General features: G+C 72.8%; 17 protein-coding genes. 5 read left to right on the forward strand and 12 right to left on the reverse strand.

Annotation, left to right across the window (positions count from 1 at the left end):
- Window positions 1-64: 64 nt before the first annotated feature.
- Together ectB and ectA are read right to left on the reverse strand one after the other, a co-directional pair.
- Window positions 65-1,333, reverse strand: a complete 1,269-nt coding sequence (ectB, locus tag G4Z16_RS27250) for a diaminobutyrate--2-oxoglutarate transaminase (protein ID WP_197353270.1) — start codon at window positions 1,331-1,333, stop codon at window positions 65-67.
- Window positions 1,334-1,459: 126 nt separating this feature from the next.
- On the reverse strand, window positions 1,460-2,038 hold the full coding sequence (gene ectA, locus G4Z16_RS27255; RefSeq protein WP_197353271.1) for a diaminobutyrate acetyltransferase: 579 nt from the start codon (window positions 2,036-2,038) through the stop codon (window positions 1,460-1,462).
- A 436-nt stretch (window positions 2,039-2,474) separates the two neighbouring features.
- Between ectA and G4Z16_RS27260 the strand changes: the two genes are divergently transcribed.
- Window positions 2,475-3,566 carry an amidohydrolase family protein gene (locus G4Z16_RS27260; RefSeq protein WP_197353272.1) on the forward strand — a complete coding sequence of 364 codons (1,092 nt, stop codon included), beginning with the start codon at window positions 2,475-2,477 and terminating at the stop codon, window positions 3,564-3,566.
- A 94-nt stretch (window positions 3,567-3,660) separates the two neighbouring features.
- Window positions 3,661-5,085 (forward strand): amidase, encoded by a 1,425-nt coding sequence (locus tag G4Z16_RS27265; protein WP_197353273.1) that lies wholly within the window; start codon window positions 3,661-3,663, stop codon window positions 5,083-5,085.
- A gap of 113 nt (window positions 5,086-5,198) precedes the next feature.
- Here G4Z16_RS27265 and G4Z16_RS27270 read toward each other — a convergent pair whose 3' ends face one another.
- Window positions 5,199-5,930: a FadR/GntR family transcriptional regulator gene (locus G4Z16_RS27270; protein ID WP_197353274.1), complete on the reverse strand. Its 732-nt coding sequence runs from the start codon at window positions 5,928-5,930 to the stop codon at window positions 5,199-5,201.
- 222 nt (window positions 5,931-6,152) lie between these two features.
- On the opposite strand from G4Z16_RS27270, the gene G4Z16_RS27275 reads away from it, so the two are divergent.
- The 3 genes from G4Z16_RS27275 to G4Z16_RS27285 all read left to right on the forward strand — a co-directional run bounded on the left by G4Z16_RS27275 (window position 6,153) and on the right by G4Z16_RS27285 (window position 10,662).
- Window positions 6,153-7,568 carry an SLC13 family permease gene (locus tag G4Z16_RS27275; protein WP_197353275.1) on the forward strand — a complete coding sequence of 472 codons (1,416 nt, stop codon included), beginning with the start codon at window positions 6,153-6,155 and terminating at the stop codon, window positions 7,566-7,568.
- Window positions 7,569-7,694: 126 nt separating this feature from the next.
- On the forward strand, window positions 7,695-9,131 hold the full coding sequence (locus G4Z16_RS27280) for an acyl-CoA synthetase (protein WP_197353276.1): 1,437 nt from the start codon (window positions 7,695-7,697) through the stop codon (window positions 9,129-9,131).
- Window positions 9,124-10,662, forward strand: coding sequence for a carboxyl transferase domain-containing protein (locus G4Z16_RS27285; RefSeq protein ID WP_197353277.1), 1,539 nt, complete (start codon window positions 9,124-9,126; stop codon window positions 10,660-10,662). The genes G4Z16_RS27280 and G4Z16_RS27285 overlap by 8 nt, the downstream gene beginning before the upstream one ends.
- A gap of 106 nt (window positions 10,663-10,768) precedes the next feature.
- On the opposite strand, the gene cobC is transcribed toward G4Z16_RS27285, so the two are convergent.
- The 9 genes from cobC to G4Z16_RS27330 are packed head-to-tail and all read right to left on the reverse strand — an operon-like array spanning window position 10,769 to window position 20,463.
- A complete protein-coding gene (gene cobC / locus G4Z16_RS27290; protein ID WP_197353278.1) occupies window positions 10,769-11,908 on the reverse strand; it encodes an Rv2231c family histidinol phosphate aminotransferase CobC in 1,140 nt (379 codons plus the stop codon).
- Window positions 11,892-12,794 (reverse strand): sirohydrochlorin chelatase, encoded by a 903-nt coding sequence (locus G4Z16_RS27295; protein ID WP_197353279.1) that lies wholly within the window; start codon window positions 12,792-12,794, stop codon window positions 11,892-11,894. Before G4Z16_RS27295 ends, cobC begins: the two co-directional genes overlap by 17 nt.
- A complete protein-coding gene (locus G4Z16_RS33360) occupies window positions 12,791-13,420 on the reverse strand; it encodes a cobalamin biosynthesis protein (RefSeq protein WP_425508124.1) in 630 nt (209 codons plus the stop codon). The genes G4Z16_RS27295 and G4Z16_RS33360 overlap by 4 nt, the downstream gene beginning before the upstream one ends.
- A complete protein-coding gene (locus tag G4Z16_RS27305) occupies window positions 13,417-14,808 on the reverse strand; it encodes a cobyrinic acid a,c-diamide synthase CobB (protein WP_197353280.1) in 1,392 nt (463 codons plus the stop codon). The genes G4Z16_RS33360 and G4Z16_RS27305 overlap by 4 nt, the downstream gene beginning before the upstream one ends.
- A gap of 4 nt (window positions 14,809-14,812) precedes the next feature.
- Entirely contained in the window at window positions 14,813-15,412 is a 600-nt protein-coding gene (cobO, locus tag G4Z16_RS27310; RefSeq protein ID WP_197353281.1) for a cob(I)yrinic acid a,c-diamide adenosyltransferase, read from the reverse strand.
- Window positions 15,412-17,589, reverse strand: a complete 2,178-nt coding sequence (locus G4Z16_RS27315; protein ID WP_197353282.1) for a putative cobaltochelatase — start codon at window positions 17,587-17,589, stop codon at window positions 15,412-15,414. Before G4Z16_RS27315 ends, cobO begins: the two co-directional genes overlap by 1 nt.
- On the reverse strand, window positions 17,586-17,870 hold the full coding sequence (locus tag G4Z16_RS27320; protein WP_197353283.1) for a hypothetical protein: 285 nt from the start codon (window positions 17,868-17,870) through the stop codon (window positions 17,586-17,588). Before G4Z16_RS27320 ends, G4Z16_RS27315 begins: the two co-directional genes overlap by 4 nt.
- Entirely contained in the window at window positions 17,867-19,504 is a 1,638-nt protein-coding gene (locus G4Z16_RS27325; protein WP_197353284.1) for a cobyric acid synthase, read from the reverse strand. The genes G4Z16_RS27320 and G4Z16_RS27325 overlap by 4 nt, the downstream gene beginning before the upstream one ends.
- Entirely contained in the window at window positions 19,501-20,463 is a 963-nt protein-coding gene (locus tag G4Z16_RS27330; protein ID WP_197353285.1) for a cobalamin biosynthesis protein, read from the reverse strand. Before G4Z16_RS27330 ends, G4Z16_RS27325 begins: the two co-directional genes overlap by 4 nt.
- Between the last annotated feature and the right edge of the window lies 1 nt (window position 20,464).

Below are 20,464 nucleotides of genomic sequence, written 5' to 3' on the forward strand. Positions count from 1 at the left end.
TTCTCTATTCATTACGGGGTCGGCCCGCCCCGGACGCAACCGGGGCGGGCCGTGAGCGGATCAGTTACGCGGTCTCGCGCACCGCTCGGGCCAGCACGCGGAGCCCTTCGTCGAGCTCCTCGGCCGTGATCGTGAGAGCAGGCAGCAGCTTCACGACCTCGCTCTGGGGCCCCGAGGTCTCGATGAGCAACCCGAGCTCGAAGCACCGCTTGGCGACGGCGTCGGCACGGTCCTTGTCGTGGAACTCCAGTCCCCACACCAGACCGCGCCCGCGGAAGTCTGCGACATCCTCGCTGTGTTCCTCGGAGATGGCGCGCAAAACCGCCTCGACCTGCTCACCACGGGAGAGAGTCTGCTTCTCCGTCTGGTCGTCGGTCCAGTACGTCTCGAACGCGGCCGTGGCCGTGACGAACGCCGGGTTGTTGCCGCGGAAGGTGCCGTTGTGCTCGCCCGGCTCCCAGATGTCCAGCTCGGGCTTGAACAGCGTGAGAGCCAGCGGCAGTCCGTAGCCGCCGATGGACTTGGACAGCGTGATGATGTCCGGCTTGATGCCCGCCTCCTCGAAGGAGAAGAAGGCGCCGGTGCGGCCGCAGCCCATCTGGATGTCGTCGACGATGAGCAGCATGTCGTGGCGCTCGCACAGGTCGGAGAGGTCACGCAGCCACTCGGCGCGCGCGACGTTGATGCCGCCCTCGCCCTGCACGGTCTCCACGATCACGGCCGCCGGCTTGTTGAGGCCGGATCCCTGGTCCTCGAGCAGCCGCTCGAACCAGACGAAGTCCTCCGTGGTGCCGCCCAGGTAGTCGTCGAACGGCATCGGCGTGCCGTGCACGAGCGGGATGCCCGCACCGGCGCGCTTGAAGGCGTTGCCGGTGACGGCGAGCGAGCCCAGCGACATGCCGTGGAAGGCGTTGGTGAAAGAGACGATGGACTCGCGCTCCTTGACCTTGCGGGCCAGCTTCAGCGCCGCCTCGACGGCGTTGGTGCCCGTCGGGCCCGGGAACATGACCTTGTGGTTCAGGCCGCGGGGCTCGAGGATCTTCTCCTTGAAGGTCTCCAGGAAGGCACGCTTGGCCGTGGTGCTCATGTCGAGCCCGTGGACGACCCCGTCACGCTCCAGGTAGTCCAGCAGGGCCCGTTTGAGCACGGGGTTGTTGTGGCCGTAGTTGAGCGTGCCGGCTCCGGCGAAGAAGTCCAGGTACGTATGACCGTCCTCGTCGTACATGTGTGAGCCCTGGGCCCGGTCGAAGATCGTGGGCCAGCCACGGCAGTAGCTGCGGACTTCCGACTCGACGGTCTCGAAGACACTGAGGTCGGGCTGGATGATGGTCACGGCGTGCTCCTGGGAGTGAGTTACATGCGGTCGAAGTGGTCGGGATGCGGATCGGATCGCGGGACTGCGGGGATCGCTGACGGTTCGGAGATGTGGGGCACGAAGCGCCGGCGGAACGCGGCAGTCTCAGTGCACGGTCAGTGGAGCCCTGTCCTTCAGGGACGCCACCGGGCCGATCCGGTAGAGGACTTCGGGCTCGTGGCCGCTCTCGGGGAACACTCCGGCATCGAAGAGCACCTCCTTCTCCGTCGCCGCGCCGTGGCGCTCCGCGAAGGAGGTGAAGAGGCGGTTCGAGGGAGCGTTGTCGGGGGTGACGGTGGTCTCGATCCCGTCGATCCCCAGTTCCCGGGCCGTACGGGCGGTCAGCCCGTCGAGCATCGCCGCCGCCAGTCCCCGGCCGCGCGCCGCCTCGTCGACGGCCACCTGCCAGACGACCAGTGTCCTCGGGCGTGCGGGGCGCACGTAGCCGGTGATGAATCCGACCGGCTCACCGCCCTCGTCACGGGCCACCACGGAGGTGGCGGCGAAGTCGCGACACCACAGGAGGTAGCTGTAGGAGGAGTTGAGGTCGAGCGTCCGCGAGTCGCGGGCGATGCGCCAGAGCGCCGCTCCGTCCTCGAGCTGCGGAGCGTCCAACGTCAGCCCCTCCGGCATTTCCCGGAAATCACTGTGGGCACGTGCACGGTCTGCTTGCGCGGCGGTCATGGGTATTAAATTTACCCAGCAGAATCCGAAAACGCACGGCGGGGTGGGGTTACACAAGAGGGGGGTCGTGTGTTATCGCGCGCAGGCGCACACGTGAGTCAGGGGTAGGGGTTCGCCCTGATATTTCCGCATTTTCCAGGGCCAACCAGGCCGCCTGTGGAGTCCGTCACATTGCCGTAACGACCTTGAACCCTGGGCGAATTCCGCCTCGATAACCCTGTGAAAAATCCTGGCGTTTAAAGAAACGGAAAGCGGGAAGAAGAATACGGGAAGCTACGCTCATTATAGATGCGGAAATGCATTCTCCCGCAACGGCTCGGATGTCGCATCTTTTCTTCCCGGACTCGCGGGAATGACCAGCGTGTGCATGCCTGCCACCGTAGCGCCCGTGCCGGGCGGGTGCAGGAACACCGGTGCGGGCTCATAGGGTGCGGGCATGAGCGACCGCGGCAATCTCCACATCAAGGGACGCGTACTGGCAGGGCCCGAGGACATACGGGACGAGCTGTGGGTGGTGGACGGGCACGTCACCTACGAGCGCCCCGCCGGCAGCGACCGCGACACCGTCAGGGCCGAGGGCTGGGTGCTTCCCGGACTCGTCGACGCGCACTGCCACGTCGGCCTCGACCAGCAGGGCCCGGTGGACGAGTCCACCACCGAGAAGCAGGCCCTGACCGAGCGCGAAGCCGGGGCCCTGATGCTCCGCGACGCGGGCTCGCCGTCCGACACCCGGTGGATCGACGACCGCGAGGACCTGCCGCGCATCATCCGCGCCGGGCGCCACATCGCCCGTACCAAGCGCTACATCCGCAACTACGCCCATGAGATCGAGCCCGGCGACCTGGCGGCATACGTCCGGCTCGAGGCCCGGCGCGGCGACGGCTGGGTGAAGCTCGTGGGCGACTGGATCGACCGCGGCGAGGGCGATCTGGCTCCCTGCTGGCCCCGCTGGGCGCTGGAGGAGGCCATCGCCGCCGCACACGAGGAGGGGGCCCGCGTCACCGCGCACTGCTTCGCCGAGAACTCGCTCCGTGACCTGGTCGAGGCCGGCATCGACTGCATCGAGCACGCCACCGGACTCACCGAGGAGACGATCCCGCTGTTCGCCGAGCGAGGTGTCGCGATCGTCCCCACGCTCGTCAACACCGCGACGTTCCCGCAGCTGGCGGAGGGCGGCACCAAGTATCCGCGCTGGTCGGAGCACATGGTGCGGCTCTACGAGCGCCGCTACGAGACGGTGCGCGCCGCCTTCGACGCGGGTATCCCCGTATACACGGGCACGGACGCCGGGGGCTCCCTGGCGCACGGGCTCGTCCCCGTCGAGGTCGCGGAGCTGGTCACGGCCGGGATTCCGCCCGCGGACGCGATCTCGGCGGCCACCTGGGGCGCGCGCCGCTGGCTCGGACGGCCGGGGCTGGAGGAGGGCGCGCCGGCGGACCTGCTGGTCTTCGCCGAGGACCCGCGTGCCGACGTAGGGGTGCTGACCGATCCGCGCCACGTGGTGCTGCGGGGGCGGGTGATCCGTTAGGCGCTGCGGCGGGGGAGCGGGCCGCGTGCGGCACCGCGCTCGGTGAGCACCGGGAGGACCGGCAGGGACGGCGAAGAGGAGGGAGGGGAGCCACGTGAAGGAGATCGTTTCGTGGGACGCGATCGAGCTGTCCCGTGCCATCGCGGACCGCGATGTCTCGTGCGTCGAGGTCATGGAGGCGTACCTGGAGCACATCGGCACGGTCAATCCGCACGTCAACGCCATCGTCGCCACGCAGGACCCGGAGATCTCCCTGCGGCAGGCGCGTGAGCGCGACGAGCAGCTGCGGCAGGGCCGGCACCTGGGCTGGATGCACGGGTTCCCGCACGCCGTGAAGGATCTGACCGAGGCCGACGGGCTGCCCTGGACCGAGGGTTCACCCGTGCACAAGGACCGCGTGGCGCAGCAGGACGCGCTGTTCGTGAAGCGCATCAAGTCTGCGGGCGCCGTGGTGATCGGCAAGACGAACACCCCCGAATTCGGGCTGGGTTCGCATACGTACAACAGCGTCTGGGGGACGACGGGCAACGCCTACGACCCCTCCCGCACGGCAGGCGGCAGCAGCGGCGGTGCGGCGTCGGCGCTCGCGCTGCGGATGCTGCCGGTGGCGGACGGAAGCGACTACATGGGGTCGCTGCGCAATCCCGCGGCCTTCAACAACGTGCTGGGCATGCGCCCGAGTTGGGGCCTGGTGCCCTCGCCCGGCTTCTCCACGCAGCTGAGCACCGCCGGGCCCATGGCGCGTACGGCCACGGACCTGGCGTGGCTGCTGTCCGTCATGGCGGGGCCCGACGAGGGCGCCCCCCTGGGCGGCGCCGAGGAAGGCGGACGGTTCCGGGAGAGCCTCGAAGGCGGCGACTTCCGCGGCGCCCGCATCGCCTGGGTCGGCGACTGGGGCGGCCGGCTGGCGACGGAGCCCGGCGTGCTGGAGGTGTGCCGCTCGTCCTTCGCCGCCTTCGAGGCCCTGGGGTGCGAAGTCACCGAGGCTCGGCCCGACTTCCCGCTGGAGGAGATCTGGCGCGCGTTCCTGACCTGGCGCGGGCTCGCGAACCTCGAGCGGCACAGCTTGTACGGGAACCCGGAGACCCGCGGGCGCATGAAGCCGGAGGCGGTCTGGGAGATCGAACGCGCGCTGGAGCTCGGTGTCCTCGACGTCGCCGCCGCGGCCGACTCGCGGGACCGGTGGTTCGCGGCGCTGACCGAGTTCCTCGCGGGCCACGACTACATCCTCGCCCCGGCCGCGCAGGTGTTCCCGTTCGACAAGGAAGTCCACTGGCCCGAGCGGGTCGGCGGTCGGCGGATGGACACCTACCACCGGTGGATGGAGACCGTGGTGCCCTGGACGCTCGCCGGGGTGCCCGCGATCGCCATGCCCGCCGGGTTCGGTGCGGACGGGCTGCCGATGGGCGTCCAGCTCATCGGCAGGCACGGCGGCGACTTCGGGCTGCTGCGGCTGGCGCACGCCTACGAGCGGGAGACGCGCTGGGTGGAGCGGACGCTGCCGGCGCTGCTGGGCTGATTGATCCGCAGCCCGACGGAAGGTGCCACCGGGCGGCTGCAGTTGGTGCCGTGAGGCGTGCGGAGGTGAGGCGCGTCGAGGTGCCGTGCGGGCCTCGTGCGAATCGAACGGCGTCAGTCCCGGTCCGGCTCGCCCTTGCCCGCCTCGTCCGGATTCCACTCCAGAAGGCGGACCTTGGCGACCGTGCGCACGTGACGGCGCATCGCCGCCGCCGCGGCCTTCGGGTCGCCGCGCTCGATGGCGGCGAGGATGCGCGCGTGCTGCTCCAGTGAGCGTGTGGGCCGGCCGGGCTGGCGCAGCGATTCGTTGCGGCTCTCGGCGACCGGTTCGGAGATCGAGCCCATGAACTCCGCGAGCAGTGTGCTGTGTCCGGCGGCGGTGACGGCCGCGTGGAACCGGCGGTCGCCGTCCACGCCGTGGCCTCCCGTCGAGATGTCCGACTCCATGGCACGCAGGGCGGTGCGCATCGCTTCGAGGTCCTCGTCGGTGCGGCGCTCCGCGGCCAGTTCTGCGAGCTTGGTCTCCAGTGCCTCGCGTGCCTCGAGCACGTCCGGCAGGCGCCGCCGGCGCTCCACGAGCCGTTCGACGGGCTCGGCGTCGAGGGTGTCGCGCACTAGGTAGGTGCCGCCGCCGTGACGTGTCTCGACGAGCCCCTGCACCTCCAGGACGACCACGGCCTGCTTGACGGAAGAGCGGCTCACCCCCAGCCGCTGGGCGAGTTCGCGCTCGGGCGGGAGGCGGTCCCCGGCGCTCAGTTCGTGATCGACGGCGTACGCACGCAACCGGTCCAGAACCTGCTCGTACAGGCGCGGGCGGGTCATCGGTCGCAGCGCGTCGTCGGTCATGCGGTCCCCTCAGCCCCCTGGATTTCCTGGCCCGGAGCCTAACACCGCAGATGAGTGGCCCGGCGGCCAGGTGGTCAAGTGGCTGGGCCAATTTCTGCCCCAAGCATTGACACCGGACAGACGGGCGGGGATTTTGGTTCAGCCACTTGGCCATTGCGCCAATCCGGCCGACCTCAGATCCGAACCGCTGCACGCCCTCCGGCGCCCAAGGACGGGAGCCCCATGTCTGCCGAACTCATATCGATCCTGGTGCTGGCGGTGATCTTCGTCGTCGCCACGACCCGCTCCGTCAATATCGGTGCCCTCGCCTTCGCGGCGGCGTTCGGCGTCGGCACGCTGGCCGCCGGATTCGAGGCCGAGAAGGTCTTCGCCGGATTCCCCGGTGATCTCTTCGTCGTGCTCGTCGGCGTGACCTACTTCTTCGCCATCGCGCGCGCCAACGGCACGACGGACTGGCTGGTTCATGCCGGGATCAGGGTCGTGCGCGGCCGCATCGTGCTCATCCCGTGGGTGATGTTCGCGGTCACGGGCGTGCTGACGGCGATCGGCGCGGTCAGCCCCGCGGCGGTCGCCATCATCGCGCCGATCGCGATGGGCTTCGCGGCCAAGTACCGCATCCACCCGCTGCTCATGGGCGCGCTCGTGGTGCACGGCGCTCAGGCGGGCGGCTTCTCGCCGATCAGCATCTACGGATCGACGGTCAACGGCATCGTCGCCAGGGAGGGCCTGCCCGGGAACGAGCTGGCGCTCTTCTCGGCCAGCCTCGTCGTCAACCTCGTCATCGCCGCCGTCATCTTCGTCGCCTGCGGCGGTATGGGCCTGCGCGGCACCAGGGCCGAGGACGGCGCGGACGAGGACGGCGGCGCGGGCGCCGGTGAGGGGATCGGCGCCGGCGGTGCGACCGGTGGCTCCGGTGCCCCTGCCGCCGCAGGGGCACCGGCGGGCGGCGGTGGCGGTACGGCCGTGGCCACGCAGACCGGGGAGAGCACTGGCCGGGACCGCTCCGGCGGCGACGGCAGCCTGCCGGCCGGCGCCGAGCGGCTCACCCCGGCCCGTACCGCCACGCTCACCGGCCTCGTCCTGCTCGTGGTCGCGGTGCTGGGCTTCGACCTCGACGCGGGCCTGACCGCGATCGCGCTGGCCGTGGTGCTCGCCGTGATCTGGCCCGCCGACAGCAAGCAGGCCATCAACGGCATCACCTGGCCGACCGTCCTCCTGGTGTGCGGCATGCTCACCTACGTCAACGTCCTGGACGAGATGGGCACGATCGAATGGGCCGGCGAAGGCGTCGCCGCCATCGGCGTACCGCTGATCGCCGCGCTGCTCTTCTGCTACATCGGCGGGTTCGTCTCGGCCTTCGCATCCTCCGTCGGAATCATCGGGGCCCTCATCCCGCTCGTCGTGCCGTTCCTGGAGAAGGGCGAGATCGGAGTCGTCGGCATGGTCGCCGCGCTGTCGGTGTCCGCCACCGTGGTCGACGTGAGCCCGTTCTCCACCAACGGAGCACTGGTACTGGCGAGTGCCGAAGAGGTCGACAGGGACCGTTTCTTCCGGCAGCTGATGATCTACGGCGGTGTGGTGACCGCCGCCGTACCGGCACTGATCTGGCTGGCCATGGTCGTACCCGGGTTCGGGTAGCCGGTACCCGGGCACCGGGACCGTGAGGAGGCGGCGGCACCCGGTCCGCGCCCACAGCCGCCGCGGCCACTCCCGGCCGCACACCCCAGACGTCACAACGCGAGCAAGACCCTGTGAGGAGCCACCGTGTCCACCCTCTTCCCGGCGCTGACCCGGCCGTCCGAAAAGACCGCGCTGCGGTTCGGCGAGCAGTCGCTCACCTACTCCGAACTCGCCGGTGTGGCGGGGGCGCTCGCCGCCGAGCTCACCCCTGGGCAGAGGGTCGCCGTCTGGGCCACCCCCACCATGGAGACGAGCGTCGCCGTGCTTGCCGCGCTGCTCGCCGGAGCGCCCGTCGTCCCCCTCAACCCGAAGATCGGCGAACGCGAACTGGCCCACATCCTCGGCGACAGTGAACCCGGCCTCGTACTCGCTGAGCGCGACGCGGCGCTTCCCGCCCCGCTCGACGCGCTGCCGCGCACCGCCGTCGACACCACGCCCCGGCCCGGCCCGGTCGCTCTGCCCGCCGAACCCGACGAGGAAGCACCGGCGGTGATCGTCTACACCTCCGGCACCACGGGGCCGCCCAAGGGCACCGTCCTGCCCCGCCGCGCCCTGACCGCCACGCTCGACGCGCTCCGGGACGCCTGGCAGTGGACGGAGGAGGACGTGCTCGTGCACGGCCTGCCGCTCTTCCACGTGCACGGACTCATCCTCGGCATACTCGGCCCGCTGCGCCGCGCGGGCACGGTCCAGCACCTCGGCCGCTTCTCCGCCGACGGCGTGCGGCAGGCCCTGGAGGGCGGGGCCACGATGCTCTTCGGCGTGCCGACGATGTACCACCGCATCGCCGAAGAGGTGGGCGGCGACGCGGAGTTGGCCCGGGCGCTGGCCGGCGCCCGGCTCCTGGTGTCGGGGTCGGCGGCACTGCCGGTGCACGATCACGAGCGGATCGCCGCCGCCACGGGGCAGCGCATCGTCGAGCGGTACGGCATGACGGAGACGCTGATGAACACCAGCGTCCGGGCCGACGGCGAGCGCCGGCCGGGAACGGTGGGCGTTCCGCTGGACGGCGTCGAGCTGCGGCTGGTCGACGAGGAAGGGCAGACCGTCGAGGCCATGGACGGTGAGACGGTCGGCGAGATCCAGGTCCGCGGACGCAATCTGTTCACCGAGTACCTCAACCGGCCGGACGCCACGGCCGAGGCCTTCGACGGAGGCTGGTTCCGCACGGGCGACATGGCGACACGTGACCCCGACGGGTACGTACGGATCGTCGGCCGCAAGGCCACCGACATCATCAAGAGCGGCGGGTACAAGATCGGGGCGGGGGAGATCGAGAACGCGCTGCTGGAGCACCCCGACGTGACGGAGGCCGCCGTGACCGGCGAGAGCGACGACGACCTCGGCGAACGCATCGTCGCGTGGATCGTGCCCGGAGCCCGCCGCCCCGGCGAGCAGGAGCTGGCCGATCATGTGGCCAAGCAGCTCTCCCCGCACAAGCGGCCGCGGGTCGTGCGCTTCCGCGAGACGCTGCCGCGCAACGACATGGGCAAGCTCATGAAGCGTGCGCTCCATGAGTGACACGCCCCGCGACGTCCGCGACCCCGGTTCCTCGGCGCGCGCCGCCATCCGGGCCGTCGCGAGCGGCTTCACGGAATTCGAGCACCCGTCAGCCGACCCGGCCGCGCCCGCCGGTCGCGGAGGGCCGGACGGGCCGCTCGGCTGGCGCGGCTACGGGGCCTCACGCGACCGGGCGCGTGAGCGGACGGGCGAGAGCGAGTCCGTGGTGTGCGGCACCGGCCGGATCGGCGGCGGCACGGGAACTCGTGGCGACGACACCGCCGGAGCCGAAGCGGTGCTGATCTCCTTCGAGTTCGGATATCTCGGAGGCTCGCTCGGCGCACAGACGGGCGACCGCATCGCCGCCGCCTACGAGCATGCCCGGGCGCACCGTCTGCCGCTGGTGTCGCTGATCGCCACCGGCGGCAGCCGCATGCAGGAGGGGATGGTCGCGCTCAGCCAACTGCAGCGTGTGGCACGGGAGTCGGTGCTCACGCGCCGCGCCGGCGTGCCGCAGCTCGCCGTGCTCCGCGACCCCGCCACGGGCGGCGGCTGGGCGACGCTCGGCGCGGGCGCGGACGTGGTGCTGGCCCTGCCGGGCGCGCAGGTCGCCTTCGCCGGCTCCCGGGTACGGCCCCGTGACGCCGACCCGGCGGCTTACACGGCGGAGGGCCAGCATGCCGCTGGGCACATCGACCAGATCGTGGAGCAGGAGCTGCTGGGTGCGGCGCTGGGGCGCTGGCTCACGCTGCTGACCGGCGGCTCCGGCAGCCCCGCACCTCCACCGCAGGCACTGCCGCCCCGGGACGCGTCCTCGGCACCGCCGTCGCACAACAGGTCCTCGGGGTCCCCGCAGGCCCTGCCCGCCGGAGCCTCTCCCCCTGACTCCGTCGGCGGGGACGCCCAGGCCGTCCCCCTGAGCGGGCAGGAGGCGGTGGCGCGCGCCCGGTCCGCTCAACGGCCGCGTGCCGCCGCCTACTTGGACGACTACTTCGACTGGCGCGAAGAGGTACGGGGAGACCGCTGCGGCGGCGTCGACGAGGGAATGCTGTGCGGCTTCGGACGCCACGGCGGCCGAACGGTCGCGTACGCGGCCCAGACCGGCACAGCCACACGCCCCGCCGGTTTCCGCACCGCTGCCCGGCTCATCCGTACCGCCGACCGGCTGGGGATCCCCGTACTGACCCTCATCGACACCCCGGGGGCCGCCAACGACGCCGAGGCGGAAGGCGCCGGGGCCGGACCGGCGATCGCCGAGGTGTTCGCCGCCGTCGCGGAGGCCGCGGTGCCGGTGACCTCACTGCTGATCGGCGAGGGCGGCTCGGGCGGAGCACTGGCCCTGGCCGCACCGGACAGGCTCTGGGTCACGCCCGACAGCTACTTCTCCGTGATCGCCCCCGAACTCGCGGCAGCGATCCTCAAGCGCCCGGAGCACGAGACCGCCGCGACCGCGGACGAGCTCATGCTGCGCCCGCAGGACGTCGTACGGCTGGGAATCGCCCGGGCGGTCGTCGTCCCACGGGTCGGAGCTTCGCGGAGCGACGCTGCCTGAACGGGGCGCGGCGCGTCTGAGCTCGACGGCCTCCGCCGGGCTCGGCGCGGGGAGACCGTGCCCGCCTCCGTGGAGTCCGGTGCCCTCCCCGCCCGGTGTCTGCTCCTCAGCCGTCCCGGGCGTCCGGGTGGGCTGCCGCTCGTGTCTCCCCGCCGAGAAGCTCGCGCAGCGCCGAGGCCAGCCGATCCGTGCACTCCTCGTCCCGGACGGCGATACGGAACCACTGCGGGCCCAGCCCCGGGAAGGTGTCGCCGCGCCGCACCGCCAGCCCCAGCGACCGCAGGTCCTCGCGGAGAGCAGCGGCACGCGGGTGCCGCACCAGTACGAACGGGGCCTGCGGTGACCCGTGCACGGACAGGCCCTCCGGTGCGAACTCGCCCAGCCGCGCGAGCAGATGGTTCCGGTCACGGGCGACCTGCCGTGCCGCCTCCTCGGCCTCGCTGAGCGCCCGCGGTTCGCAGCATGCCTCCGCCGCGGTCAGCGCCGGAGCCGACACCGGCCACAGAGGCTGGTGCCGCGCGAGTTCGGACACCGTGGCGGGATCGGAGAGGACGTACCCGATGCGCAGACCCGCCAGGCCCCACGTCTTCGTGAGGCTGCGGAGCACCACGACGCGGCCGGGAAGCGGTGCTTGCTCCGGCCCGGCGCCCAACAGCGGTGCCAGGGACTCCCGTTCGCCGGGCACCGCGTCGATGAACGCCTCGTCGACGACCAACGTCCGTCCCTCGCGCGCGAGTCCGGCGAGTGCCTCGGCGGGATGCAGCACGGAGGTGGGGTTGGTCGGATTGCCCACGACGACGAGGTCCGCGCCTGCGGGCACCGCCGCGGGGTCGAGCCGGAACCCGTTGCCGGGATCCAGCACCACGCGTTCCACGTCGTGCCCGGCATCCCGCAGCGCCGCCTCGGGCTCGGTGAACTGCGGATGGACCACGGCCGGCCGACGCGCGCGGAACGCGCGTGCCAGCAGGACGAACGCCTCGGCCGCCCCGGCGGTGAGCAGCACCTGCTCCTCCGCGAGACCGTGCCGGGCGGCCACTGTCCGGCGGGCGGGACGGCCGTCGGGGTAGGCGGCCAGATCGTCGAGCGAGGCGGCGATGCGGTCCTTGAGCCAGCGCGGCGGGGTGCCCGCACGTACGTTGACCGCGAGGTCGGTCAACTCCCGCCCGCCGTCCCGTACTTCGGCGTCGCCGTGATGCCGGAGGAGGCCCGCTTCCAATGCCTGCTCGCTCTCAGTGGGAGTGCGCATCGCTGTCGGCGTCGTGCGAACGGCCGTGCCCGTGGCCGTCCTCGTCCTGCCGGGGGCGCGACGGCCGCGGATGCCCGGTGGCGTCCCCGGGCCCCGGCGGCGTGACGCCGGCTGCCTCCCGGTAGTGCTCCATGACGACGTCCGCCAGCTCGTCGGTCGCGCCCATGGCCTTGGCGTCCACGACTTCGACCTCGGGGTTCGCGGCGGACCAGCCTTCCGCGTGCATGGCTGCGCGCTCCGTCAGTACACCCGCGAAGAGGACGTAGGGCAGGATCACGACCTTCTTCGCGCCCAGCTTGCGGCAGCGGTCCAGGCCCGACGCCACGTCGGGCGCGGCGAGCGAGACGAACGCGACCTCCACGCCCGCGTATCCGCGGCCCTCCCACAGCAGCCGGGCGGTCCTGTGCACCTCGGCGTTGGCGTGGGGGTCCGTCGAGCCGCGTCCGACGAGCAGCACGGTCGTGCCGGCGCGGTCGCCGGGGGAGCGGGGAGCGGGGCCTTCGGTGCCGGTGCCTCCGTCCAGCGCTTCCTCGACACGGCGTTCCAGCAGCGACAGCAGCTGCGGATGCGGGCCGAGCGGGCGCGCACAACGCAATGAGGTGCCGGGGTGCCGTTCCTCCTCCCGGGCCAGGGCCGCGGGGATGTCGCCCTGCGCGCGTCCGTCGGAGACCAGCATCAGCGGCACGGCCACGAAGTCCGTCACGCCGCGCCCGACAAGCTCGGCGACGGAGTCGGTCAGCGGCGGCGACAGCTCCAGCGAGCCGCCGGCGACGGGTATTTCCGGGCTGCGGGACGCGATCTCGCCGACGAACGACCGGAAGTCCTCGGCGTCCTCGTCGTCACGGGTGCCGTGGCCGACGAGGAGCAGGGCGGGAGGCTGCGTCACTGGTTCTCCTTGCTGTGCTGGTTCTGCGTGGCCGCGCTCGCGGCGCCCGGACCGCCGCCCCCGTCCGCCACGGCGCCGGACGAACTCCCCGCGCCGGGCGTGGCGTCGGGCACGGCAGCGGCCACCGCCGAACCGTCCTTCTCCGGGACGCCACCGGCGGCCGGCAGAGCGCCCGCCCGGCGCCGGCGTGCCACGGCGGCGGTCGCCATGGCCGGAGAACCGTCCGGGGACGCGGACTTGGTCTTGGGCACGATCAGCATGCCGTATTCGCCGGCGGCAGCGAGGGCGGCGGCCTCCGAGACGGACGGCGTACCCATGGCGGCCCGCGTTGCGTCGGTGGGATTCGGCACCTCGACGGCGGCGAGGACGGCGGCGGTGAAGGTGCGCAGCGGCAGGCGGAGCCGGTCCGCGGCCGCGAGCAGGCCCGGTTCGCCGGCCTTCGCCTCGACCGTCGCCAACTCGGCTACACAGCGCAGGGACAGCCCCGCCTCTCGCAGCGTCCGCTCGATCAGGCCGATCACTTCGTCGCTGCTGACGCCCCGGCCGGTGCCCACTCCGACAACCAGGGAGGGCGTGCGCGATTCGGCCTCGTCCGGGTCCGCGGCCGCTCCGGCCGGCCGCGTCACGCGACGCACCTCTCCACGAACCGGCGGGCCATCATGGGTGCGGAGGCCCAGTGCACATGCAGATACGACGCGTGGACGTTGCGCGTGGGGCCGCCCACGAAGCCCTCCTTGCGCCGCTCCGGGCGCACCAGGCCCCACGCGGGCGCGTCGCCGGCCTGGGGAGAGAGCGTGGTGCGGTGGAACTCGTGCCCCCGCACGCGCAGTCCGGCAGGTGCCAGGACGCTGTCGTCGACGGCGACGGCATCGCGGTAGCCGAGCGTGAGTCGCCCCGTCATGCGGGCAACGCCGTCCAGCACTCCGCACATCTCCTCGCCGTCCAATTCACGGGACAGGTACAGCATGCCCGCGCACTCGGCGGCCACGGGGCCGCCGGCTGCGACGAATTCGCGTACGGCCTGGCGCAGCGGCTTGTTGGCCGACAGCTGCGGCCCGTACACCTCGGGGAAGCCGCCCCCGACGACGAGCCCGCGCGTGCCCTCGGGCAGGCTCTCGTCGCGCAACGGGTCGAAGACGACGGTCTCCGCACCGGCCGCCTCCAGCAGTTCGGCATGTTCGGCGTAGGAGAAGGTGAAGGCGGCGCCCCCGGCGACGGCTATGCGCGGCCGCTCGCCGTGAGCCGCCACGGGAGCGCTGCGGCCGCTCACTTCGACCGCCGCCTCCCAAGGTGTGACGGGAAGCGGGGGAGCGCTGCGCGCCAGCGCGAGCAGCGCCTGCATGTCGCAGCCCTCACGCACGCGGGCGGCGAGCGTCGCCACCGACTCCACTGCCTCGGCTTGCCGTTCGGCCGCCGGCACCAGCCCGAGATGTCTGGACGGCGTGTCCGCGCCGGCGTCGCGCCGCAGCGCACCCATCACCGGCACGCCGGATCCCTCCAGCGCCTCCCGCAGCAGGGCCTCGTGCCGGCTGGACGCGACCTTGTTCAGGACGACGCCCGCCACCCGCAACTCCGGGTCCCACGAGGCGAATCCGTGCACCAGCGCCGCGACGGAGCGCGACTGCGACGAGGCGTCCACCACCAGCACCACGGGTGCCTTGAGCAGCTTCGCCACCTGCGCGGTCGACGCCAGCTCGCCCGATCCCGCCGCACCGTCGTACAGGCCCATCACGCCCTCGACGACGGCGAGTTGGGTCCCGGCGGCGGCGTGCGCGAACAGCGGCGCGATCCGTTCCGGGCCGCACAGATACGCGTCGAGATTCCGCCCGGGACGGCCGGTGGCCAGGGCGTGGTAGCCCGGATCGATGTAATCCGGCCCGGTCTTGTGCGGCGAGACGGTCATGCCCGCCTCGGTGAAGGCGGCCATCATCCCGGTCGCCACCGTCGTCTTGCCGCTGCCGGAGGACGGCGCGGCGACGACGAGACGCGGTGGGTTCACGCAGCGTTCGCTCATGCACTCACCACTCGATGCCCCGCTGGCCCTTCTGGCCTGCGTCCATCGGGTGTTTCACCTTGGACATCTCGGTGACCAGATCGGCCGCGTCGATCAGCTTCCCGGGCGCGTTGCGCCCCGTGATGACCACGTGCTGGGCGCCCGGACGCTCGCTCAGCACGGACACCACCTCGTCCGTGTCGATCCAACCCCAGTGCATCGGGTACGCGAACTCGTCGAGCACGTACAGGCGGTAGGTCTCGGCGGCCAGGTCGCGCTTGACCTGCTCCCAACCCTCGCGCGCCGCCTCCTCGTTGCTCATCTCGCCGTCCCGCTGGATCCAGGACCAGCCCTCGCCCATCTTGTGCCAGTCGACGGTGCCGCCCTCGCCGCTGGCACCGAGTACCCGCAGGGCCCGCTCCTCGCCGACCTTCCACTTGGCCGACTTCACGAACTGGAACACCCCGATCGGCCATCCCTGGTTCCAGGCGCGCAGCGCCATCCCGAACGCGGCTGTCGACTTGCCCTTCCCGGGGCCGGTGTGCACCGCGAGGAGCGGCCGGTTGCGGCGCTGGCGTGTGGTGAGTCCGTCGTCGGGTACGGAGCTCGGCTGTCCCTTCGGCACTATGCGGCCCTCCGAGTCTTCGGCTGGGTGTTCGGGGAATGCGGGGCTGCTGTGGTCGCGGCCGGCGCCGTGGATCCGGCCCGGGTGCCCGTGGCGTGCCGCACGAGGTCGGTGACGGCGTCCGCACGCAGCTCCTCCAACGTCACGGCGCTGCCGCCGAGATCGGCCGCCAGCGCGCCGGCGAGCCCGAGCCGTACGTGCCCGGCTTCGCAGTCGAGGACTACCGACGCCGTGCCGTCGGCCGCCAGCAGGCGCGCCGCGCGCCGCGCGCGCTCCACCGGCTCGGCACCGCCGGTGGCCCGCCCGTCGGTGACGGTGACCACGAGGGGACGGCGGGACGGATCGCGCATGCGCTCCACACGGAGCACCTCGCGAGCCCTCAGCAGTCCCTCCGCCAGGGGCGTACGGCCCCCGGTGGGCAGCGATTCCAGCCGCGCGGCGGCAGCCTCGACGGACGAGGTCGGCGGCAGGGCGACCTCCGCCTCGGACCGGCGGAAGGTGACCATGCCGACCTTGTCCCGCCGCTGGTAGGCGTCCAGCAGCAGTGACAGCACGGCACCCTTGACGGCGCTCATCCGCTGCCGCGCCGTCATCGAACCGGACGCGTCCACGACGAACAGGACGAGATTGCCCTCGCGCCCCTCCCGCACGACCTCGCGCAGATCGTCCCGGCGCAGCAGCAGCCCCCGGCCGTCACGTCCGCGAGCGCGCTGGTGCGGCGCCGCCGCCTGCACCGTGGCCGCCAAGTGCAGGTGTCCCAGCGCGCCCCGTGGTTTCCGCGCGCCCGTGGTGCGGCCGTGCGCGGTGCGGGCACGGGAGCGGTTGCCGGCCACGCCCTCGCCGAGGCCCGGGACGTACAGGGTGCGGGCGCGGAAGGGCTCGGATGCGGGTGCGGCGGGCTGCTGCGGCGCCGCGCTGCCGGTGTTGCCGTCAGCAGCGGACGCCTGGTCGTCCCCGTCGTCCTGCGCTCGGGGGCCGTCCTGGGCGGACGGGGCCGGCGGCGCCGGCTGCTCCTGCGGTTCGTTCGGCGCGGGTTCCTGCTGATCGGGCCGGGCGGACTCGTCACCAGGGCCGCCGTCGGGCTGCTGCGGCGGGTCGCCTCCGCCGTCCGGGCCGCCGTCCGGTCCGTCGGGGCCCTCCGGGTCGTCGTCGCCGTCGTCGGGCGCGGCGTGCTGCTGAAGGGTCTCGTCGAGCTTGTCCTCGTCGAGTCCCGGTGCGTCGAAGGGATTCCGCCTGCGCCGGTGGGGAAGCGCCAGCAGTGCCGCCTGCCGTACGTCGTCCGCTGTCACCTCGGTGCGGCCCGCCCAGGCGGCCAGGGCCGTGGCGGTGCGCGCCATCACAAGGTCCGCGCGCATGCCGTCCACCTCGAACGCGGCGCAGGTCGCCGCGATCTGACGCAGCGGCGCGTCGCCGAGCTGCACCTGCGGCAGCAACTCCCGTGCCGCGGCGATGCGTTCGCGCAGCGCGTCCTCCTCCGCCGACCACCGGGCCGCGAACGCGGCAGGATCGGCGTCGTAGGCGAGGCGCCGGCGCACCACGTCGACGCGCTCGTCGGTCTCCCGCGAGGCGGTCACCTCCACGGTCAGACCGAACCGGTCGAGCAACTGCGGCCGCAGTTCGCCCTCTTCGGGGTTCATCGTGCCGACGAGCAGGAAGCGCGCCGCGTGCCGTACGGACACGCCCTCGCGTTCGACGTACGAGGAGCCCATGGCCGCCGCGTCCAGCAGCAGGTCGACCAGATGGTCGTGCAGCAGATTGACCTCGTCGACGTAGAGCACGCCGCGGTGCGCGTCGGCCAGCAGGCCCGGTTCGAAGGCCTTCACGCCTTCCGACAGGGCCCGTTCGATGTCGAGCGCCCCCACGAGGCGGTCCTCGGAGGCGCCGACGGGCAGCTCCACCAGGTGCGCCGCGCGCGTCAGGCCCTCGCCTCCGAACTCGTGCGGCCCGTCGGGGCAGCCGGGGTCGGGCGCCGCGGGGTCGCAGGAGAAGCGGCAGCCGGGCACGACTTGCTGCGGGGGCAGCAGCGTGGCCAGCGCCCGTACGGCGGTGCTCTTCGCGGTGCCCTTCTCACCCCGTATGAGGACGCCGCCGATCGCGGGATTGACGGAGTTCAGCAGCAGTCCGAGCTGCATGTCCCGCATTCCGACGAGCGCGGTGAACGGGTAGGGGATGCTCATGCCCTCTTCTCTCCTCGGGGCCGGTCTTCGTGCGAGCGGTGCCAACCGCCGTGCGGGCGGCGGGAGCCGGCACTCGCCGCCGGGCCGGTCACTCGCCGTCCACGGGGTCGCCGCGTGCCGGGCCGCCCGCGCGTGCCGAGCCGCCCGCGCGTGCCGAGCCGCTGCGCACGGTCTTCCCGTACGGGGTGGGCCTTCGCGATGCCCGCGTCCCGCGGCCTGCCCGCCAGGTTCTTCGCGGACAGGCCGGTGCCCGTGGTGGACAGAAGCAGAACCCTGTTCATGAGGACCCTCCCGCGAGTTGTGCCTCGGGCGCCCCCGGGGCGACGAAGGGCAGGCCCGGCGGCGGGCCTTCCTCGATCAGGCGCAGCAGCGCGTCCGTGTCGGCGTGTTCCTCGATGAGATCGCCCAGGCGCTCCAGTTGCTCCTCGCGCAGCGCCGCGAAGCTCGTGTCCGGTGCGGGTACGAATCCGGTGCGTCCCGCGTCGGCGGCCACCCGGCGCAGAAGGGCCCGCCGGAAGCCGTCGCTCTCCAGCGACCCGTGCCAGTGCGTGCCCCACACGGCGCCGGACCGGCAGCCGTCCAGGGCCGCCCCGTCCGCATCGCTGAACACGGCCTCGCCGCCGAGCACTTCGGCGACGCCGTGGTGGATCTCGTAGCCCTCGGCGTGCTCACCGAGGGCCCGGCCCGACGGACGGGCGAGCGTCTTCTCGTGCGCGAACCTCACCTGGACCGGCAGCAGCCCCAGCCCTTCGATGGTCCCTGCCCGCGACTCGACCTCGTCCTCGATGCGCTCGCCCAGCATCTGGAAGCCGCCGCAGATGCCGAGGACCGGCAGCCCTTCGGCCGCGCGGCGCCGTACCGCGTCCGCGAGGCCGCGCTGGCGCAGCCACGCCAGCGCCCGCACCGTGCCGCGGGTGCCGGGCAGTACGACCAGGTCGGCGTCGGCGAGTTCCTCGGGACGGTCCGTGAACCGCACGACGACTCCGGGTTCTGCGGCGAGGGCGTCGACGTCGGTGAAGTTCGACATCAGAGGTACCGGCACGACGGCGATCCGCAGCACGTCGCTGCCGTGCGGGGACGCCGACGCCGACTCGCGGACGGTGCTGCGGCGGACCCTCCCCCAGACTCCGTCCGGGGGCACCCCCAGCCCGTCCTCCTCGTCGATGCCGAGTCCGTGGCGGAAGGGCAGCACGCCCAGCACGGGCCGCCCCGTCAGCCCGTGGAGCATCTCCAGGCCCGGCTCCAGCAGCGCCACGTCGCCGCGGAACTTGTTGACCACGTACCCCGCGAGCAGTTCCTGGTCCCGGTCCGCCAGCAGCGCCGTCGTGCCGAAGAAGGAGGCGAAGACGCCCCCGCGGTCGATGTCCCCGACGACCACGACGGGCAGCCCGGCGGCCCTGGCCAGGCCCATGTTGACGATGTCGGTGCGGCGCAGGTTGATCTCCGCGGGGCTGCCGGCGCCCTCGCAGATCACCGCGTCGTGCGTGCGACGCAGCTCGGCGAGGCAGTCGGCGACCGTGCCCAGCAGCCGCTCCTGCTTGCCTGAGTGGTAGCCCCCCGCGCTCATCTCGCCGACCGGCTTGCCGAGCAGCACGACCTGGCTGCTGCTGTCGCTGCCGGGCTTGAGCAGGACCGGATTCATCAGCGCCGTCGGCTCGGTGTTGGCAGCGGCAGCCTGCATCGCCTGCGCACGGCCTATCTCGGCGCCCTCCAGCGTCACGTACGAGTTGAGCGACATGTTCTGCGCCTTGAAGGGCGCGACCTTCAGGCCCTTGCGCGCCAGCCAGCGGCAGATGCCCGCCGTGACGACGCTCTTTCCGGCGTCGGAGGTCGTGCCCGCGACGAGAAGTCCGCCGCCCTGCCCGCCGGAACCCGGCCTTCGCGCATGCCCGCCGTTCTCACCGGCCGTCGTCATCCGTCGCCCCTTTCCGCCCGGCGCTTCCTGCCGAACGCGCCCGCCACCGAGGTCACCAGCAGCGCCAGCGCGCTGACGCGGCGCGAGAGTTGGACGGCTGCCGCTATGTCGTCCGTACGCACTGCACGGCCGGGGGAGTTGAGGACCGGCCGGTGCTCGGTGCGTCCGCCGTAGCTGAGGGTTCCGCCCAGACGCACGCCCAGCGCCCCTGCGAACGAGGCTTCCACCGGGCCCGCGTTGGGGCTGGGATGCGAGCGGGCGTCAGTGCGCCAGGCACGCAGGGCCCCGCGCGGAGACGGCCCGGCGAGCGCGGCGAGCGCGGCCGTCAGGCGTGCGCCCGGCCATCCCGCCGCGTCGTCCAGACGGGCGGCCGCCCAGCCGAAGCGCAGGTGACGCGGCGAGCGGTGACCGAACATCGCGTCCAGGGTGTTGACCGCACGAAATGCCGCCATGCCCGGGGCGCCGGCTGCCGCGCCCCAGACCAGGGCGCCCACGACCGCGTCCGAGGTGTTCTCCGCCACCGACTCCACGACGGCCCGCGCGATGGCGTCCGCGTCCAGCGCCTGGGGGTCGCGGCCGCACAGATGCGGCAACAGCCGCCGCGCGCCCTCGACATCACCCGCCTCCAGCGCGGCGGCCACGGCGAGGGCCTCCCGGCGGAGGCCGGTGCCGCCCAGCACCGTCCAGGTCACTGCGGCGTCGACGAGGGTGGCGCCGCCGGTGCCCGCAAGGGCGCGTGCGGTGCGCGAGAGCGTGGCGACGGCGGTGACGGCTCCGGCGACGGTCAGCGCCGTGTGCAGGGCGCCCGCACCCCGGTGGTCTCGCCACAGGGCGCGCTCGGCAGCGGCTGCGGCCCGGCCGAAAGCGGCCACGGGGTGCCCACGGCGGGGGTCGCCCAGCAGCGCGTCGCCCAGCTGTCCGAGGGCCGCGCCGCGTATGTAGGCGCGATGAGCCCGCACC

The organism is Streptomyces bathyalis (assembly GCF_015910445.1).
GTDB lineage: Bacteria > Actinomycetota > Actinomycetes > Streptomycetales > Streptomycetaceae > Streptomyces > Streptomyces bathyalis.

Excerpts from the sequence above, each read along its gene's own strand:
- ectA (WP_197353271.1), bottom strand. The coding sequence starts at position 2,038 with ATGACCGCCGCGCAAGCAGACCGTGCACGTGCCCACAGTGATTTCCGG.
- G4Z16_RS27260 (WP_197353272.1), top strand. The coding sequence starts at position 2,475 with ATGAGCGACCGCGGCAATCTCCACATCAAGGGACGCGTACTGGCAGGG.
- G4Z16_RS27270 (WP_197353274.1), bottom strand. The coding sequence starts at position 5,930 with ATGACCGACGACGCGCTGCGACCGATGACCCGCCCGCGCCTGTACGAG.
- G4Z16_RS27275 (WP_197353275.1), top strand. The coding sequence starts at position 6,153 with ATGTCTGCCGAACTCATATCGATCCTGGTGCTGGCGGTGATCTTCGTC.
- G4Z16_RS27285 (WP_197353277.1), top strand. The coding sequence starts at position 9,124 with ATGAGTGACACGCCCCGCGACGTCCGCGACCCCGGTTCCTCGGCGCGC.
- cobC (WP_197353278.1), bottom strand. The coding sequence starts at position 11,908 with ATGCGCACTCCCACTGAGAGCGAGCAGGCATTGGAAGCGGGCCTCCTC.
- G4Z16_RS27305 (WP_197353280.1), bottom strand. The coding sequence starts at position 14,808 with ATGAGCGAACGCTGCGTGAACCCACCGCGTCTCGTCGTCGCCGCGCCG.
- G4Z16_RS27315 (WP_197353282.1), bottom strand. The coding sequence starts at position 17,589 with ATGAGCATCCCCTACCCGTTCACCGCGCTCGTCGGAATGCGGGACATG.
- G4Z16_RS27320 (WP_197353283.1), bottom strand. The coding sequence starts at position 17,870 with ATGAACAGGGTTCTGCTTCTGTCCACCACGGGCACCGGCCTGTCCGCG.
- G4Z16_RS27325 (WP_197353284.1), bottom strand. The coding sequence starts at position 19,504 with ATGACGACGGCCGGTGAGAACGGCGGGCATGCGCGAAGGCCGGGTTCC.